Raw genomic sequence first — 16,358 nt, forward strand, 5'->3', positions numbered from 1 at the left:
AATAGCGAATGAGCCAAAATCCCAACCAGGTCGATTACATATCGCCCACAGTATCCGCTATGGCCGAAAAATGGCCAGCGGTTGACGCATTGCGTGGCGGCACGGATGCGATGCGAGAAGCAGAAGAGAAGTATCTGCGCAAGCGCACGCTTGAGTCGAGGGAGGACTACAAGGCACGTTTGGCGCAAGCGACCCTGTACCCTGCATTCACCGATTCCGTGGCGGCGATGGTTGGGCGCGTATTCACCAAGCCGATCAAGATCGGTGAGAAGGTTCCGCAGGAAATCACAGATCTGCTGCAGGACGTAGATACCGAAGATCGCAACCTACACGCCTTTGCCCGTGACTGGATGGACGATGCGGTCAGTTATGGTATTTCCCATGTGCTCGTCGATATGCCGAAGAACGACGCCAAAACCCAGGCCGAGGAAAAGCAGCTTGGCATCCGCCCTTATGCGGTTTTGGTGAAGCACGATCAGATTCTTGGCTGGAGGTCAGAGAAGCACGGCGGCAATGAGGTGTTGACCCAGGTGCGCATCAAAGAATCCGCCCAGGTCGAGGATGGCGCTTATGGCGAAAAGACCGTCGAGCGTATCCGTGTGCTGGAGATTGGACGATATGAGCTGCATCAGAAAAATGAAGGCGGCTGGGCGCTGATCGAAGAAGGGAAAACCACGCTTGACCGAATCCCGTTGGTGACACTGTATGCGAATCGAACGGGATTCATGATTGCGGTGCCGCCGTTGCTTGAGCTGGCGCACCTGAACATCAAGTTCTGGCAGAAGCAATCCAGCCTGGACAGCCTGATCGACACTGCCTGCGTTCCAATCCTGGCAACTTTCGGCCTGCAGCCCAAGTTTGATGCTGATGGAAAAGAAGTTCCTGGCGTCATTTTCGGGGCTAAGACTGGTGTGGATCTGCCTGTGGATGGCGATATCAAGTACGTTGAGCATACCGGCGCGGCCATTGAGTCCGGGCGCCAGGACTTGCTGGATCTCAAGGATGAAATGCGCATCGCAGGCGGCCAATTGCTGCGCCCGGATGCGTCTGTCATGACCGCTGCGCAGGCGGAAACTGAGAATGCGAAAGAGATCAGCCGCTTAGGCATGATCGCGCAGAACCTTGAGGACTCGCTCGATCAGGTTCTTTATCTGTTCGCGCTTTGGATGAAGAAGGACTGGCAGCCTGGAAATGTCGAGGTGCATGCCAACCTGGATCCTGACTATGCGCCAGCCGAGAGTATGAATGTGCTGATCAGCATGTACAACGCCGGGGCGCTGAGCAAGCAAGGTCTCTTCAATGAAGCAAAGCGTCGTGGAATGATCAGCGATGATGTCACCTGGGAGGACGAGCAGCAGCGCATCGACGAGGCGGGCCCTGATTCAGGCGAAATTGCCAGGGTGCTTGCGCAGTTCCGAAAACAGGATGGCGGCGAGGATGAGTAATGGCCAGTATCGATCAGAAACTGGCGGAACTGTTCACGGATGCGAATCTTGATGCGCTTCGGTTTGCAGCCGGACAACAGAACAGGGTTGAGCGTCAGATCCGAAAGATTGCCAAGGAAGCACGCGCAAAGCTGATTGATGCGGACCCGAAGCGCCAGGCGCAGATAGAGGCCCTGATCCGTGAGGTGGCAAAGCTGATCGCACAGGGCTACAGCGACATATCGGCTGACCAGATCAAGGCGCTTGAGTCATTTGCGCCACTGGCGGCAGCCAATACGACAGCAGCGGTCAATACAGCGGTCGGGTCAACGCTGATCAAGGCCCCAAAGAAGCTAAGTGCCAATGTGGCGCGGCTGCTGATCGAGGGAGCGCCGTCTGCTGACTGGTGGGCTGCGCAGGCTTATACCGTGCAGCGAAACTTCGCCAGAGTGGTGCGAAGCGGATTTGTTGAGGGATTGACAACCGAGAAGATTGCCAGGGCCGTGACGGGGACAGGTCCTGCTGGTGTGCAATTGGATGGCGCAGGGTTTCTTGAAAAATCCTTGCGTGAGGCCAGAGGCCTTGTGCATACCAGCGTGCAGACTGTAGCGAATGCGGCCAGGCGTGAGGTGTTTCACGAAAACGACGACATTGTGATCGGGGTGCGGCAAATCAGCACCCTGGACAATCGCACAACCTTGCAGTGCCAGGCCAGAGATCAGAAAGAGTGGGACATGCAGGGCAATCCCATCGGTCACAAGATTCCGTACAACGGCGGCGTGCCCATCCATTGGGGTTGCAGGTCGGTAGAGGTCAGCGTTTTGAAGCCGCTCACCATCAATGGCGTGCAACTTCCGGGCTTCAGATCATCGCAACGCGCAAGTCAGGATGGCCCGGTCGATGCTGCATTGACGTTCGAGGCCTGGTTGGACGGCAAAAGCGAAGCATTCCAGGATGAGGCGCTAGGCAAGGGAAGGGCAAGGCTTTGGCGAGATGGCAAGATTACCCTGTCCGATCTGCTGGACTTGCGGGGCAACCCGCTGACGCTCGCACAGCTGCAGGCGAAGTACAGCAAATAGCAGAACAAACAACCTTTTCAGGCTGGATGGCATATCGCCCTCCGGCCTTTTTTTATGCCTGTCCGGGGGATTACCGGCAGGTGAGTCGGGGCGGATGCCTCAAAAGAGTAGGGCTGGATGGCCCAAGGAGCCTAAGAAATGAAGCTGAAAACCGTGGAAGTGGACGGCAAAGTCTACGCAGAAGTGAACGATGGCAAGCCCGTATATGTGGAGGATGACGGCAAGGAGACGGCTTTCGACGCTGTGTCCACCAAAGCCACTATCAACCGCCTATTCGGTGAAAACAAGTCGTACCGAGAGCGTGCCGAGTCGGCTGAGTCCAAGGCAAAGCAATTCGAAGGCATCGAAGACCCCCAGGCTGCACGCAAGGCCTTGGAAACCGTGAAGAATCTCGACGACAAAAAGCTGGTGGATGCCGGCGAAGTCGAGAAGATCAAGTCCGAAGTCGGCAAGGTCTATGAGACCAAGCTGGCCGAAGAAACAGAAAAGCGCGAAAAGCTGGAGCAGCAACTGCATGCTGAAAAGATCGGCGGCGGGTTTGCTCGTTCCAAATTCATCACAGACAAGCTGGCCATTCCGTCAGATCTTGTGCAAGCCCGTTTCGGCTCTGCGTTCAAGGTCGAGGATGGCGAGGTCATCGCCTACGACGCGAGCGGCAACAAGATTTTCAGCCGCTCAAATCCTGGCGCAGCCGCTGGCTTTGATGAGGCGCTGGAATTCTTGATCGAACAATATCCGCAGAAAGACCAGATCCTGAAAGGGAGCGGCCAGAGTGGATCGGGAGCCAAGTCTGGCGGCGGTGGCGGGGGTCAAGGGCTGAAACGTTCGGAGATGGATTCGGCCACCAAGGCCAAGTACATCGAAGAGCACGGCCAGCAAGCGTATCTTCAACTACCAAAATGAGGTAAATCATGCCTACCACTGTCAATAGCGACATGATCATTTACAACGATCTGGCGCAAACTGCTTACCTGGAGCGAATCCAGGACGTGCTGGATGTGTTCAACCAGCAATCCCAAGGGGCCATTCGCCTCATCAACGAGAACATCGAAGGCGATCTGCGCAAGCGTGCGTTCTACAAGATCGGCGGCAGCCTGGAGCATCGCAACGTCAACTCCGACGCTGCAGTAACCCCCAAGAAGATCGGTGCCGATGAAGCCGTTGGCGTCAAAACTCCCTGGAAGTACGGCCCGTACCAAGCCACCGAAGAGTCCTTCAAGCGCCGCATGCGAAGCCCGGAAGAGTTCTCCGAGCTGGTGGGTCAAGATATGGCCGATGCGTTCCTTGCGTACTGCATCGAAGCGGCATTCGCCTCGCTGTCGGCTGCCATCGGCGCCAACGCCAACATGGTCGCAACTGGCTCGTTTGCCGCCGACCACAAGAAGGTGTTGACCAAGGGCATGCGAAAGTTCGGCGACCGCTTCAACCGCATCGCGCTCTTCGGCATGGACTCGGCCACCTATTTCGACCTGGTGGACGATGCCATTGACCAGAAGATCTACGAAGAGGCGGGCGTGGTCGTCTATGGCGGCACTCCTGGCACGATGGGCCGCCCGGTGTTGGTTTCCGACCGCATCCCGGCAAGCAAGATCTTCGGCCTGCAATCCGGTGCTGTCACTCTCACTGAGTCGCAGCCGCCCGGTGTGCGTAGCTGGCAGGTCAATGACCAAGAAAACTTGGCTCTGGGCTACCGGGGTGAAGGTGTTTTCAACGTCGATCTGCTGGGCTACTCCTGGGATGAAACCAAGGGCGTCAACCCGACCTTGGCCGCCCTGGGCGCTGGTGCCAACTGGACGAAGTATGCGGTCAGCGACAAGTCGACTGCAGGCGTGATCATCGATCTGTCTGGTGGCGGTTCGGGCAACTAAGCCCAAGGGTGCGCTTGCTTCGGCGGGCGCACCCGCAAAGGAGAATTCATGAAAGTCGGGATTTACTTTCGTACCGCCCATCCGGTGGCGACTGCTATTGCGTCTGGCCTCTCAGGGCATGAGGTGCATCATCGTGAGCCAACGCTGTATCGCGGCGAGGTCGAGTCGTTCGATCTTGTTGTGGTTAACGGCTGGCGCAGTGGCAAGCGCGTGGCGAAGTCCTACAAGACTGCCGGTATTCCTGTGCTGGTGGTGGATTTTGGCTACTTGAATCGCGTCAATGCCCCAGATGAATACATGCAGGGCCATTGGCAAGTCGGCATGGGCGGGCTGAACCGAATCCCGTCATTCGCTTGCCCGTCAGACCGCTTTGATGCGCTTGGCCTGGAAATCACCAAGGCTGGCGGCAACCCTCAAGGGAATGTGCTTGTGTGCGGCCAGGTGCCGGGTGATGCCGCGCACGGTATGGATGCGCATAGCCTGCGTGAGTGGCTGCGCGAAAAGATGCGCGAATATCCCGATGCAATCTACCGACCACACCCGCGAGGCGGCATTGCCATTCCCGGCCATGCGAACAACCACCAGCCGCTGGCGGACGCTTTGGCTGCGGCTCGGCTAGTCGTGACCTACAACAGCAATGTCGGGCATGACGCGCTGCTGGCTGGCGTTCCTGTCGTGTGCGGCCCAGGCGCGGCCTATGGTGAGTTGGCTGGCGAAGCCCTGCCGTCCATCGAGGAACGGCGCGAATACTTCAGTCGCGTGGCCTACGGGCAATGGACGGCTGAAGAAATGGCGTCAGGCGAGGCGCAGGCGTTCTGGTTTGAGCATCTGCTGAATGACGCGGGGTCGGCAGCCGAAGAATCTCGACCAGATGATGCCGAGCCTGGTGCGCAGATCGCCGGCCTTGACCCATCCATCCAGCCGCCCGATGCGGCGCAGTTGCCGGCCAATGACGGCCTGGACGACCTGGAAGCCGACCAACTGCGTGAGCTGGCAAAGGAGCGCGGCGTCAAGGTGCATGCCCGCGCGGGCGCTGACAAGATCCGTGAAGCGTTGAGGGCTGCATCATGAGCCTTGTTGTCGAGGATGGTGCTGGCTTGCCGGATGCGGATAGCTACGTCAGCGTGTCCGACGCGGATTCGTATGCCGTAGCGATGGGGCATGTGTCATGGCTGGCTACTGGCGTCACAGAGGCGCAAAAGGAAACAGCCTTGCGTCGCGCTACTCAGTACGTCGATTCCCGCTATCGCTACAAAAACAGCAAGTTGAATCCTGATCAGGCACTGGAATGGCCGCGAGTGGGCTTCCCTTGGCCTGTCAAGCGGGTGACGGACGCGACGTGTGAATTGGCGGTGCGGGCACTGTCTGGAGCTTTGTATGCCGACGTTGCACCAGAGGACAACATCAAGAGCGAAACGGTGGGGCCGCTGACTACCGTATACCAGGATGCCGAGAACGGCGGGCAGGTGCGTTTTGCCATTGTGGATGATCTGCTGCTGCCTCTGGTGGTGTCAGGGCAGATGACGACGATTCGACTGGAGCGAGCATGAGCGCCAGAGACGCGCAGCGCGCCCTTGCCATGATCGAGCGCGCCAGAGCAAAGGGAAGAGCGTCGGAGTGCAAGATTGTCCGTCCAGGCACTCCCGGCGAGTACAACCCGGAGACAGGCAAGGTCGAGGGCGGCAGCGATCCAGTGACGCATACAGCCCATGGAGTGAAGGACGGATACGCCCAGCGCGACATTGACGGCACCATCGTGCGTCAAGGCGATCAGCGCGTGTATATCCCCGCGCTCGGCTTCATCAGGCCGCTGACCACTGAGAAACTTAACGTGGATGGCAAGGATTACAGCATCGTCAGCGTGAGCGTGATTGCGCCTGGCGCTGTGGATGCGCTGTACGTTGTGCAGATCAGGGGCGTGTGATGGCTAAGGGAAGTTTCGCATTGAGCATCCGCAAGTTCGCGGAGAAGGTCGAGCAAAACACCGATCAGGTGGTGCGCACCGTAGCGATGGAGGTTGGGCGAAGCCTCGTTGAGCGGTCGCCTGTCGGCAATCCGTCGCAGTGGAAATCAAAGCCGCCGCCTGGCTATGTGGGCGGTAGATTCCGGGCCAACTGGCAGGTTCAGGCCGAAACGCCATCATTCCAGACGACCGGCGATATTGATCAAGCGGGGCAGGCCACTATCGCGAGGCTGACCACGCTTGTGTCAGCAATGAAGGCTGGCGGTCTGATTTTCTTTAACAATTCGCTCCCCTACGCCCAGCGTCTTGAGGGTGGTTGGAGCGGGCAAGCGCCTGGCGGCATGGTCGAGATCACTGCTATTGAATTCCAGGATTACGTGAATAAAGCCGTCCAGGCGCTACCAAAATGAAAACACCCTTCATCCGCAGGCAACTGGAAAGTCGCCTTAATGCCTGGGTAAGCCAGCAGACCGAAAAGCCGCCCGTTGCGTGGCAGAACGTGGCTTTCACACCGCCAGAGTCGGGTACTTGGCTGGAAGTGACGCTACTGCCCGCTGATACGGTATCCGGCAGCCTTGCGTCAGGCGAGTGGAAAGGGGCGTTCCGGGTCAATGTGTTTGGTCGGTCTGGGTCTGGATCCAGCGCCGTCGAGTCTGTTGCTCAATCCATCGCCGGCCACTTTCCAGCTGGGCTGGACATGGATGTCGTCAAGGTTCCGCGCCCGCCAAGCGTAGGGCGCGGCAGTAGTGACGAAGGGCTCTATATGGTGCCTGTGTCCATCCGATATCAACTCAACGCTCAATAACGAGCAGCATTTCATCAACAAGCCGCCTCCGAGCGGCTTTTTTACGTTCTGGAGGCTCACATGAGCAGCAAAGTAATTCTGGTGCAGGGCAGCTCTCTGCAAATCTCGAAAGAGGAAGCGACCAGCACATCACCGACCGGCCTGACGTTTGACTCGCTCGATTGCGTTGGTCGGCAGATCCAGTGGCAGGGCGGCCAGGCTACGGAAAATGATGTCACAACCCTGTGCAGCACAGCCAAGGAATTCCGTCTGGGCCTGACCGATGCAGGAACGATGACCGTTACCGGCCATTGGGTTTCATCCGACGACGCCCAAAAGACCATCAAGGCCGCTGACCGCGACAAGAAGCCGCGACTGATCGAACTGACCTTCTCGGATGGCTCCAAGTTCGCCAGCCTGGCGCTGGTGCAGCAGCGATCCTTTGATGGCTCGGTTGATGGCGTCTGGTCTGGCACGTTCAGCTTCCGCCTGACCGGCGAGCCGCTGGAGTCCGAGCCGCCCGCAAGTTCCTGACCGCCTTTGGGCAGTTTTTTGTTTCTTGGCAGCCTTAAATCGGTAGGTACCGAGCCCGCGAGGGTGGATGAGCTTTGAAAAGCCTGGGGCCGTTCCAGTTGGGGCGGCCCTTTTCTTTTCGGAGATCGAAATGAGTCGATTTGAACCGCTAGTTTTCGTGGTTGGCGGCGAGCCGCTGGCATCAAGCCTTGTGATTGCGCGAGGCATGAAGGCCAAGCACAAGAGTGTCATTCAACTGATACGTCAAAAAGCGGGAGTACTGGAGCAGTTCGGAACTTTGGCATTTGAAATGCGGAAGTCTGGTGGTCGGCCCACAGAGGTCGCTATGCTCAATGAGCAGCAGGCCGCGCTGCTGATCTCGATGATGCGCAATACGGATGAGGTCGTAGCTTTCAAGGTGCGACTGATCCGCGAGTTTTACCGAATGCGAGATGCTCTGAGTCAGCGCACACAAAATCTCTACCAGCAGCTTCAGGCGCTGGTGGCTGAGGAAGTCGAAACCCAGGTAAAGGCGTCCTTTGGGTCACGCTTGATGCTGGAACGCAAACGAGCCATCCCCGAGTTCAAGCGCAGGCGAGAGCGCCTGGAGTCTGAGATTCAGCCATCCCTACAACTTCACTGACCCGGCCAAGCGCCGGGTTTCTTTTTAGAGGCACATATGACTGATAAAGTTTTTTCCGTTGGCGACATCAACACTCGTGCATCTGCGGATCGCGGGTTCGATCTGGAATTGGAGTACCCGAGGGGTAAGCCATTGGGAGTATTCCTGACCGTTCTCGGGGAGCATTCCGAGGCGGTCGAGTCGTTTGAGACCGAGCGCGCCGACAAAAAGGCAGAAGAAAACTATGAAGCCTTGAAAAGCGGCGGATCCAAAGCCCGATCCACCAAAGAAGTCCTTGCAGAAAACCTGGACTCTGCCGTGTTTCGTGTGACCGGGTGGCGTGGACTGAAGGAAGAGTTCAGCAAAGAATTGCTGCGCACATTCTTGAAGAACAACCCGGATTTCGTCGACCAGGTTATTGCAGGCTCGCGCAATCGCGGAAATTTTACTCTGGCCTGAGCGGTGAGATTCTGGCGTATGCGCGGCATGTCTTTGGGCTGTCGCGTCGCCATGAAGCGACGGGCAAAACGCTCAGGCAGTGGTACGAGGAAATCGAGCAGCAAACAGGCATAAGGGCGCACCAGTTGGACGGTCCTGAGCTTCCAGATGCTGGCCTGAGAATCTGGGGATGGTATCAGGATCTGGATGCCAGGCGCAATTGGTACATCGGCATGGGGGTGTCGGCCCCTGCACCGATTTCTTGGGAATCCATTGACTCCTACTTCAGGATGATTGGATATAAGCCGCAGCCCTGGCAGATCAGGCTGCTTTGTGATCTGGACACGCTATACCGGGTAACGGTATCGGGTGAGGATTCGGAACAGGCTGACTCGGCTAATGGGCTGGTGGCGACGGTGAGTGGTGGCTAAGCCTCAGGAAGGTCGTGGCAAGTCGTCGATGTTGATGCTTGCGATAAAACGCGCCTGTTCTTCGGTGAACAGAATGCCATTACTAGTGGGGCAGAGGCTGTTGATATGTTCGAGTTCGTCAAAATGCCTCTTCGTTGCCTCCGCATTAATAATGAACTGATTGAGCACAATTAGCATTTTGTCATGCGGTTCAGCCCTCGTATTGATGATTCGGCTTTCTAGCGATACCGATATCTCTTCGTCGCAAGGCGACTGGTCAGCATTGATCTCTTGGAGTCTTTGAAAATGAGTTTCGGAAGCCTGAGTGCTCATAATGTACTCTCCGCCAGCAACCAGGCCGGTTGTCTCGAACATGGCCGGGTCGCCGTTTGGTGTGATCATGATGATATGGCCTGTCTCGTGAGTTCTCCCAATTATCAATCCGCCAGCTCGGCCATCAACAACCCATCCATTAATGAACAATTGATAGAACGTATCCAGCCCAAATCGCTCAGGGAAATTTTCCATGCGTTGCCTGCCTATTCGTTAATTGGTGGTTTTGTAGGAACTCGTAACATACCAGCGCAGGAGGCAAGGCGGAACTGGACAGGCGCACAGCCTAAACAAAAGTAGGGCGGGTTTCGGCGTGATAAGACTCGGTGCGCTGCGGTTCGGCATGGGCTGTAAACGGCAATAAGAGCGATTCTTCGGAGTCGCCCTTATTCTTTCTTGCGCTGTTATCATCCCCGTATCAAATTGAAACGGGGGTGGTATGCGGAAGGTCTTTGCGTGGGCGGCGTTGCTTGCTGCGGTGCTACTGGCGGCTGCCTATGTGGCTCGGTCGTATATGCTGCACCAAGCAAGAGAGCCTATTCTTGCTAGGCTCAATGATCCAGACTCAGCACAGTTTCGAAATGAGAGGTTTATCGGGGGCTGGACTATCTCTGGCGCAATGTGCGGAGAAGTGAATGCCAAGAACCGCATGGGCGGATATACAGGCTATGTCAAATATTACACGGTGCTTTCCGGTGGGGTGCCTGTTGATTCACATGTCGTAGAGACCGGTGACCCATCCGGAGAGACGATGTTCGAAGACTTATGCATCGTCCAGAAATATTGGAATAGTGTTTGGGGTTGGCTCTACTGGTAGCCGCGACTTAAAAAAACAAATCTCCGCCCGCCACTGTGCGGGCTTTTTAATGGGCGAAAGAAATGGACATTGCAACCCTGCAGCTTGAAATCGACAGCCGAAAGGCGGTTGAGGCCAAAAAAGCCCTTGAAGACTTCGCTGGGGCTGCTGATAAAGCTGAAAGCGCAACGGAGTCTCTATCTCAGGCAAACAAGCAAGGAGAGGACCGCTACAAGGCTATCGCCCGAGCAGCCATTGAACGCCAACAAGCCTTGGCGGACGAGGTACGGGCTCAGAGAGCATCCAATAGCACGACGCGGCAAGCAATTGAAGGATCGCAGGAAAGGGCGAGAGCTTATACCCAGGTTGCATCAGCTGAGCAACGGGCGAGGCTTGAGAGTGAGCGCCAGGCTGCCGCGATGAAGGCGGCAGCAGAAGCTGCAGAGCGCAATCAGTCGTCATTGCAAAAGCTGCTTAACCAAATTGATCCACTGCAGGGAAAATTGGCTCGCCTTGACGCCATGGAGGATCAGCTAACCAAAACATTCAGGCAGGGCGCTATAGATGCCGATGCCTATGCTGTTTCATTAGCGAAGATCAACGCCCAGCGCAAGGGAATCAGCGACCAACAAATGAAGCAGGTTGCCGATGGTGCTGAGCAGGCCGTAAGCGCCATGGATCGTCTGGGCCTGAGTACAACCAGCGCAAGGTATGACATGATGATGCTCGCGCGAGCCGCCGCATCAGGCGACATGCAGCAAGCCAGCAGCTCAATGTTGCAACTTGGCACGCGAACGAATATAGCTGGAGCGGCTGCTCGGGCAGCGATCAACCCATTTACTTTGCTGGCGGTGGCTGCTGCTGGCGCGTTCTTGCTTTATGAGCGCGGCGCATCAGAGACGAGAGCGTACAACATTGCCTTGATTGAGACGGGAAATGCTGCGGGTGTCACAAGCTCTCAACTGTCTGAGATGGCGCAGAGGATTGGTGGGTCTGATCGGGTCGTTAGGGCTGCATCTATTGCGCTGACGGAGTTGGTTGCAAATGCACAACTTGCTGGAAGGGATATAGAGGTTGCTGGGTCTGCGATTGTTGCTATGTCTCAGGCATCCGGGCGCAGTATTTCCGATTTAGTGTCAGAGTTCAAAGAACTGAGAAACGATCCGGTTCGTGCGCTTGAGGACTTGAACGAAAAATACAACTATCTCAGCCTAGCAACATACGAGCAAGTTAGGGCATTGGCAGATGAAGGTCGGCAGCATGAGGCCGTGGCTATGGCCGTTCGTTTTCACTCGGGGATGATGAGCGAGAGAGCGCCGGAAATTGCTGCCAACATCGGGATTATTGAGCACGCTTGGCGTAAGGCAAAGGGAGCAATCGCCGGATACATTGATGCGGCAGCTGGGATTGGTCGCCAGCGGAATGCCGCAGATGTAAGGGCAGATCTGGATGAGGCACTACAAGAAAGGGATAGGGCGCTTTCTGGGGCTGGGCGAGGACTTGATGCGCCAATCAAGTGGATTCAAGAGAATGTTTTTGGAAAGAAAGGTGCTGATCTTGCTGATCCAGCAGATGTGAAATTCTGGTCTGACCAAGTAGCAAAGTTTTATGCGGAGCTTGGTGAGGCGGAAGAGCGGGAAAGGGTCGCTGCCGAGCGAGCGAGGGAGCAAGAGACGCAGAATGCAGGAATGAAGGGCTCATCTCTTCTGGATGGCTATCTTCGCCAATCGAAATCTGACCTTGCGAAAGCGAAAGAGGTCTCGGATATTAAGAGAGCTACGACCGCCGCTATCATGGCTAATCCACTTGAAGCAGGCAAGTATTTGGAATTGGAGAAGATTGCTCTGGCTGAGGTTGAGCGTCGATTTAAGCCCCAGCAAGGCAAGCAGGCCGACACCTCCGAATACCGCCGCACCCTTCAAGCCCTGACGGATGATTTCCGCAACGCTAACCAAATACTTGAGTCTGAGCGTCGCAGCGGCTTGGTTGATGAGGAATCGTACTGGCAGAAGAAGATCGAACTGATCGACCAGAACGAAAAGGCGCAAACGGCGGCAATGGCAGCTGAGATTGTTCGCCTGGATGGGGTGAAGAACTCAGCCAAGCAACGGGCTGACATCGAGGCGCAGATGGCAAAGGTCAGCAAGGAGTCTGCAAAAGAAAGAGTTCTCGCCCTGAATAGCCAGACTGAGGCGCAGCGCAAAACAGAGCTGGCAGTCAATGCCTACATCCAGGCGCTGAATGAGTTGGTTAAAGCTGAGGAAAGGGCGGGCCAGCGCAATATCGCCGGAATGGGCATGGGAACGCGCCAGCGTGAGCTGCAAGGATCACTCGACAGGGTAGATGAGAAATACGCCCAAGACCGCCTGAAACTGCAAGAGCAGTACGCCGACCCATCGCGCAAGATGGGGTATTCGGAGTACCAGCAGCGCCTTGCCGCACTCTCCCAGTCACATACTGATATGCGTAATGTGCTGGTGGCCAACTACCAGGCGATGCGCGAGGCGGAGGAAAGTTTTAGCCTGGGTGCGCGTGAGGGCCTGCAGAACTACGCTGATGAAGCGGCAAACGTTTATAAATCCATGTCCGCCCTGGCGCAGAACGCCTTCAAAGGAATGGAGGATGCGCTTACCAGCTTCGTCACCACTGGCAAGATGGACTTCAAATCTCTGGCTGATTCGATCATCAAAGACATGATTCGCATCGCCATTCAGCAAAGCATCACGGGGCCGTTGGCCGGTGCTATTGGAAGTCTTTTTAACCCGTTAAGTGGCGTTAGCGCTCATCAAAATTTCACGATGGGCAGTCTTGGGGGCAGCGGTGGGTTTACGCCTACAAGCCCGTTGATGTCTCTGTCTTCTGGCGGCTATACCGGCGATGGTGGCAAGTATGAGCCCAGGGGGATTGTTCATGCAGGCGAGGGCGTGCTGAACCAGGACGAGATCCGCGCCTTGGGCGGTGAGTCTGGGTTCAACGAGTTGCGTCGTGCACTGCGTGGACCAGGCCATTCGCTTGGTGGAATGGCTGGATCTCCATCCTTGCTTTTGAGGCCCAAACAACCTGCGCAGGAGGGGGATCTACAAGTCGTTATTAACAACTATGGCAGCAACAAAGTGGAAGCGAAGGAAGAGACGAGTCGTGGGGCGGACGGCCAAGTCCTACGGCGTTTGGTGGTAAGTATTTTAGACGAGCAATTGGGAAGTCCTACAACAAGCACAGGGAAGGTTATGAGTAGGACTTGGGGAGCTAAAGCGAGGACATAGAAGCTATAGCACTATCTGCACGCACTTAAAGGAAGCTCTGCTGAGTTTATGGGGGGCTAGCTAATAGACCGGTGTGAACCTGCATGCTGCTTGAGCGATACGGGTGACGTCGTGATAGAAGGCGATGTTGCTGTCCTGTTTGCGGAATATAGTGGAATAGGTCAGTCGTGGTTGTTGTTTCCTCGTTGGCAGGCGGACGAGTTGTCCGCTAGTCACCATGGGAGAAAAATACTCTTCAGGCAGACAGCTTATTCCTTGCCCTGCAGAAACTAGGCTGGCTGTGGCGATGAGGCTATTGATAGTGAAGACGGCTGAGTCTGCGGTGTGCGGACGAAGCCAGTCGTCGTATGCCTGGCTTAACGCTGATTCATGATTTTGTCGGATGATCGGCATGCTGGCAATTTCGCGTAGGTAGTAACTTCGTTTATCGCTCATGTCGGGCCCCCCGACCCACATAAGGCGCAATTCCCCGATGTCAATGCAGTGAAGCTGGGCGTGAGCAGGAAGTTGCTGCTGGATAGTAAGCTGGATCGCGTTACTTAGCAGCATTTGTTGTAGCTCTGAATGCATAGCGATGACGATTTTTAGCACGATGCCGGGGTAGCGATGCTTGAGCTGTTCAATCAGTACTGGCAGCCAAGTAATAGCCGTAATCTCAGTTACACCAATTGACAGTCGTGGGACGGGCTGCGATGGAGCACGGAACTGTTGCAAAAGAGTAGCGTGCTGCTGCAGCAAGGGCTCTGCCATGCGCATGGCAGTCCGGCCTTCATCGCTCAACACATTATGTCTCCCCTCTCGCACAAACAGGCGTACGCCGAGCGTTTGTTCCAATTGGCGAATGCGCTTAGTCACTGCGGATTGCGTGGTACACAGCTTTTCTGAGCTAGCGCTCAGTGTCCCGAGCTTGGCAGTCCAGTAGAAGGCTTCTAACTGTCTGTGGCTAGGCATAAAGCTTTCCTATTTGGAATATATGTTGAGGACAATTATTCAATATACAGGAAAGTTTTGGCTAGCCACAATAAGCCGAACTTCATCAGACGGCGTAGACGTTGATGAGTGTGCTTAAGTAAGGGAGGGGTATGGACGATTTGTTGAGTTTATTCTCTGGGCTTTCTTCTTCTTTAGTCTCCGATAGCTTAGATCGGCTACGAGGCTCTCAAGGGTTGAAAGCAATGCATGGTGTGCAGCCTGTATTGGGACGCGCGCTTACGGTGCAAGTGGCGCCAGGGGACAATTTGTATATTCATGCGGCGCTACGTCAGGCTCAGCCTGGCGATGTACTTGTCATTGATGGCGCGGGGAATACTGAGCGAGCTCTGGTCGGTGAAATACTGCTAAGCGCTGCGCGCGCACGTGGAGTTATCGGGTTTGTTGTAGATGGCGCAGTGCGCGATGTCGATGCTTTCATCCGTGATGGTTTTCCTTGTTACGGAAGAAGCATCACACCCAGAGGTCCATACAAGAACGGCCCAGGCGCCATCAATCAGGTGATTAGTGTCGATGGAAATGTGGTCTCTCCGGGCGATGTAGTTCTGGGGGATGCTGATGGCGTGGTGTTCGTCGCTGCTGAGCAAGCAGCACAAGTTGCACGTCAAGCACGTGAGCTTCATGCGAATGAGCAGCGAATATTGGCAGATATTGCTGCGGGTGTTTACGACGATGCTTGGTTGAACTCCGTTATTAAGTAAGTGCTGTGTCTTGTCTGCTCAAGTTGCTGAATTTGATTAGCGCGCTAGCGCATAAAAAAACATAGGGAGACTGTATTGTGTTGAAAGCTAAAATTTTGTTTGCTCCGCTCTTGGCGGTGGCGGCGTTTGCAACTCTTGCTCCTGCACAGGCCCAGGAAGCCGTATATCCCAATAAACCAATTCGTATGATCGTGCCTTGGGCTCCGGGTGGTGCGACCGATGTGATTGCTCGAATTATCGGTAAGCGCTTGGGAGAGGAGTTGGGTCAGCCAATTGTCATTGAGAATAAGGCTGGTGCGGGAGGCAATATTGGTACCACGTCATTTGTCAGGGAGGTGGCAGATGGGTATACCTTATTGATGACGACCAGCTCAACGAATGCGATCAATCCGCACTTGTACTCGAAGATAGGGTACGACGCACAAAAGGACTTTTCCCACGTGGCATTGATTGGCGCCATTCCGAATGTGCTTGAGGTGCCGGCTAATTCGCAGTTCCAGACAGCGCCACAGCTTTTGGATTATGCCAAGGAAAACCCAGGAAAACTGAACTATGGTTCGGCGGGGGTTGGCTCATCCCAGCATTTGGCTGCGTCCCAGTTAATTCAGAGCGCGGGGATAAATATTACTCACATTCCCTACAAAGGGAGTGGGCCAGCAGTCACCGATCTTATGGGGGGCAATATCGAATTGATGTTGGACACGGGGTCTTTGGCTCAGGTCAGGGCTGGCTCACTGCGTGCGTTGGCAGTGGCGTCTGCTAAGCGGTTGCACGTATTGCCAGATGTCCCCACTTTTGAGGAGTTGGGCCTGACCGATATGCATGCTGCGGCCTGGTACGGTGTGGCTACGCATGCTGATGCCCCTGTACAAGTTGTGGAGCGTTTGAATCAAGAGATTGCCAAGATTTTGCAAGAACCGGCGATCATTGAGCAACTGGAAAACATGGGCGTGCAGATCGGAGAAAAGTTAAATCCTGAGCAGCTTGATGCTTTCGTGTTGTCGGAGATTCTGCGGTTTAAAGGGTTGGTTGAATTGTCCGGCGCTAAGTTGGAATAGGCAGACCCCGTTCTAGGAGTCACATCTACTAGCGGGCTATTTTATGGCCGTGCAACTCCTCGCTCAGTAGAGATTTATTTTGTTGGTTTTAGCAACATACCATTCAGCCCGTCAGG

The 16,358-nt window shown here is 55.5% G+C and carries 18 protein-coding genes; 16 read left to right on the top strand and 2 right to left on the bottom strand.

The annotated features are described in order from the left end of the window. The first annotated feature begins 8 nt into the window (after positions 1–8). From CPY64_RS07225 to CPY64_RS19305, 13 genes are all read left to right on the top strand, one after another. The gene (locus CPY64_RS07225; protein WP_042480186.1) at positions 9–1,445 is read left to right on the top strand and encodes a DUF4055 domain-containing protein; all 1,437 of its coding nucleotides are present in this window, start codon (positions 9–11) and stop codon (positions 1,443–1,445) included. After that, positions 1,445–2,503 (top strand): structural protein, encoded by a 1,059-nt coding sequence (locus CPY64_RS07230; RefSeq protein ID WP_042480188.1) that lies wholly within the window; start codon positions 1,445–1,447, stop codon positions 2,501–2,503. The genes CPY64_RS07225 and CPY64_RS07230 overlap by 1 nt, the downstream gene beginning before the upstream one ends. Before the next feature lie 138 nt (positions 2,504–2,641). Beyond that, a complete protein-coding gene (locus CPY64_RS07235) occupies positions 2,642–3,406 on the top strand; it encodes a DUF6651 domain-containing protein (RefSeq protein ID WP_042480190.1) in 765 nt (254 codons plus the stop codon). 8 nt (positions 3,407–3,414) lie between these two features. Then, positions 3,415–4,371, top strand: a complete 957-nt coding sequence (locus CPY64_RS07240) for a major capsid protein (protein WP_042480193.1) — start codon at positions 3,415–3,417, stop codon at positions 4,369–4,371. Between the two features lie 48 nt (positions 4,372–4,419). Beyond that, positions 4,420–5,442, top strand: a complete 1,023-nt coding sequence (locus CPY64_RS07245; RefSeq protein WP_042480195.1) for a hypothetical protein — start codon at positions 4,420–4,422, stop codon at positions 5,440–5,442. Beyond that, a complete protein-coding gene (locus CPY64_RS07250) occupies positions 5,439–5,921 on the top strand; it encodes a DnaT-like ssDNA-binding protein (protein WP_042480198.1) in 483 nt (160 codons plus the stop codon). Before CPY64_RS07245 ends, CPY64_RS07250 begins: the two co-directional genes overlap by 4 nt. Continuing rightward, positions 5,918–6,295: a hypothetical protein gene (locus tag CPY64_RS07255; protein WP_052362848.1), complete on the top strand. Its 378-nt coding sequence runs from the start codon at positions 5,918–5,920 to the stop codon at positions 6,293–6,295. Before CPY64_RS07250 ends, CPY64_RS07255 begins: the two co-directional genes overlap by 4 nt. Then, positions 6,295–6,744 carry a hypothetical protein gene (locus CPY64_RS07260; protein ID WP_042480200.1) on the top strand — a complete coding sequence of 150 codons (450 nt, stop codon included), beginning with the start codon at positions 6,295–6,297 and terminating at the stop codon, positions 6,742–6,744. Before CPY64_RS07255 ends, CPY64_RS07260 begins: the two co-directional genes overlap by 1 nt. Continuing rightward, positions 6,741–7,139 (top strand): phage tail terminator-like protein, encoded by a 399-nt coding sequence (locus CPY64_RS07265; RefSeq protein WP_042480204.1) that lies wholly within the window; start codon positions 6,741–6,743, stop codon positions 7,137–7,139. Before CPY64_RS07260 ends, CPY64_RS07265 begins: the two co-directional genes overlap by 4 nt. A 60-nt stretch (positions 7,140–7,199) precedes the next feature. Continuing rightward, positions 7,200–7,652 carry a phage tail protein gene (locus CPY64_RS07270; protein WP_042480207.1) on the top strand — a complete coding sequence of 151 codons (453 nt, stop codon included), beginning with the start codon at positions 7,200–7,202 and terminating at the stop codon, positions 7,650–7,652. Between the two features lie 130 nt (positions 7,653–7,782). After that, positions 7,783–8,274: a Rha family transcriptional regulator gene (locus CPY64_RS07275; RefSeq protein ID WP_042482071.1), complete on the top strand. Its 492-nt coding sequence runs from the start codon at positions 7,783–7,785 to the stop codon at positions 8,272–8,274. A gap of 36 nt (positions 8,275–8,310) precedes the next feature. After that, positions 8,311–8,712 carry a phage tail assembly chaperone gene (locus CPY64_RS07280; RefSeq protein WP_042480210.1) on the top strand — a complete coding sequence of 134 codons (402 nt, stop codon included), beginning with the start codon at positions 8,311–8,313 and terminating at the stop codon, positions 8,710–8,712. A gap of 92 nt (positions 8,713–8,804) precedes the next feature. Beyond that, positions 8,805–9,122 (top strand): phage tail assembly chaperone, encoded by a 318-nt coding sequence (locus CPY64_RS19305; protein ID WP_420913054.1) that lies wholly within the window; start codon positions 8,805–8,807, stop codon positions 9,120–9,122. Between the two features lie 3 nt (positions 9,123–9,125). On the opposite strand, the gene CPY64_RS07290 is transcribed toward CPY64_RS19305, so the two are convergent. Next, on the bottom strand, positions 9,126–9,629 hold the full coding sequence (locus CPY64_RS07290) for a hypothetical protein (protein WP_042480214.1): 504 nt from the start codon (positions 9,627–9,629) through the stop codon (positions 9,126–9,128). A gap of 684 nt (positions 9,630–10,313) precedes the next feature. Here CPY64_RS07290 and CPY64_RS07300 point away from each other — a divergent pair. Next, complete coding sequence (locus CPY64_RS07300) at positions 10,314–13,493, top strand: phage tail tape measure protein (RefSeq protein ID WP_042480218.1); 3,180 nt, start codon at positions 10,314–10,316, stop codon at positions 13,491–13,493. 60 nt (positions 13,494–13,553) lie between these two features. Here CPY64_RS07300 and CPY64_RS07305 read toward each other — a convergent pair whose 3' ends face one another. Next, entirely contained in the window at positions 13,554–14,444 is an 891-nt protein-coding gene (locus CPY64_RS07305; RefSeq protein ID WP_042480220.1) for a LysR family transcriptional regulator, read from the bottom strand. A gap of 131 nt (positions 14,445–14,575) precedes the next feature. On the opposite strand from CPY64_RS07305, the gene CPY64_RS07310 reads away from it, so the two are divergent. Continuing rightward, positions 14,576–15,184 (top strand): RraA family protein, encoded by a 609-nt coding sequence (locus tag CPY64_RS07310; protein ID WP_042480222.1) that lies wholly within the window; start codon positions 14,576–14,578, stop codon positions 15,182–15,184. 77 nt (positions 15,185–15,261) lie between these two features. Beyond that, complete coding sequence (locus CPY64_RS07315) at positions 15,262–16,242, top strand: Bug family tripartite tricarboxylate transporter substrate binding protein (RefSeq protein WP_226791346.1); 981 nt, start codon at positions 15,262–15,264, stop codon at positions 16,240–16,242. Positions 16,243–16,358: the final 116 nt, after the last annotated feature.

It is taken from the genome of Alcaligenes faecalis (assembly GCF_002443155.1).
In the GTDB taxonomy this organism is placed as follows: Bacteria; Pseudomonadota; Gammaproteobacteria; order Burkholderiales; family Burkholderiaceae_B; genus Alcaligenes; species Alcaligenes faecalis.

Excerpts from the sequence above, each read along its gene's own strand:
- CPY64_RS07280 (WP_042480210.1), top strand. The coding sequence starts at position 8,311 with ATGACTGATAAAGTTTTTTCCGTTGGCGACATCAACACTCGTGCATCT.
- CPY64_RS07230 (WP_042480188.1), top strand. The coding sequence starts at position 1,445 with ATGGCCAGTATCGATCAGAAACTGGCGGAACTGTTCACGGATGCGAAT.
- CPY64_RS07225 (WP_042480186.1), top strand. The coding sequence starts at position 9 with ATGAGCCAAAATCCCAACCAGGTCGATTACATATCGCCCACAGTATCC.
- CPY64_RS07305 (WP_042480220.1), bottom strand. The coding sequence starts at position 14,444 with ATGCCTAGCCACAGACAGTTAGAAGCCTTCTACTGGACTGCCAAGCTC.
- CPY64_RS07265 (WP_042480204.1), top strand. The coding sequence starts at position 6,741 with ATGAAAACACCCTTCATCCGCAGGCAACTGGAAAGTCGCCTTAATGCC.
- CPY64_RS07245 (WP_042480195.1), top strand. The coding sequence starts at position 4,420 with ATGAAAGTCGGGATTTACTTTCGTACCGCCCATCCGGTGGCGACTGCT.
- CPY64_RS07255 (WP_052362848.1), top strand. The coding sequence starts at position 5,918 with ATGAGCGCCAGAGACGCGCAGCGCGCCCTTGCCATGATCGAGCGCGCC.
- CPY64_RS07310 (WP_042480222.1), top strand. The coding sequence starts at position 14,576 with ATGGACGATTTGTTGAGTTTATTCTCTGGGCTTTCTTCTTCTTTAGTC.
- CPY64_RS07300 (WP_042480218.1), top strand. The coding sequence starts at position 10,314 with ATGGACATTGCAACCCTGCAGCTTGAAATCGACAGCCGAAAGGCGGTT.
- CPY64_RS07260 (WP_042480200.1), top strand. The coding sequence starts at position 6,295 with ATGGCTAAGGGAAGTTTCGCATTGAGCATCCGCAAGTTCGCGGAGAAG.
- CPY64_RS07290 (WP_042480214.1), bottom strand. The coding sequence starts at position 9,629 with ATGGAAAATTTCCCTGAGCGATTTGGGCTGGATACGTTCTATCAATTG.
- CPY64_RS07275 (WP_042482071.1), top strand. The coding sequence starts at position 7,783 with ATGAGTCGATTTGAACCGCTAGTTTTCGTGGTTGGCGGCGAGCCGCTG.
- CPY64_RS07235 (WP_042480190.1), top strand. The coding sequence starts at position 2,642 with ATGAAGCTGAAAACCGTGGAAGTGGACGGCAAAGTCTACGCAGAAGTG.
- CPY64_RS07270 (WP_042480207.1), top strand. The coding sequence starts at position 7,200 with ATGAGCAGCAAAGTAATTCTGGTGCAGGGCAGCTCTCTGCAAATCTCG.
- CPY64_RS07240 (WP_042480193.1), top strand. The coding sequence starts at position 3,415 with ATGCCTACCACTGTCAATAGCGACATGATCATTTACAACGATCTGGCG.
- CPY64_RS07250 (WP_042480198.1), top strand. The coding sequence starts at position 5,439 with ATGAGCCTTGTTGTCGAGGATGGTGCTGGCTTGCCGGATGCGGATAGC.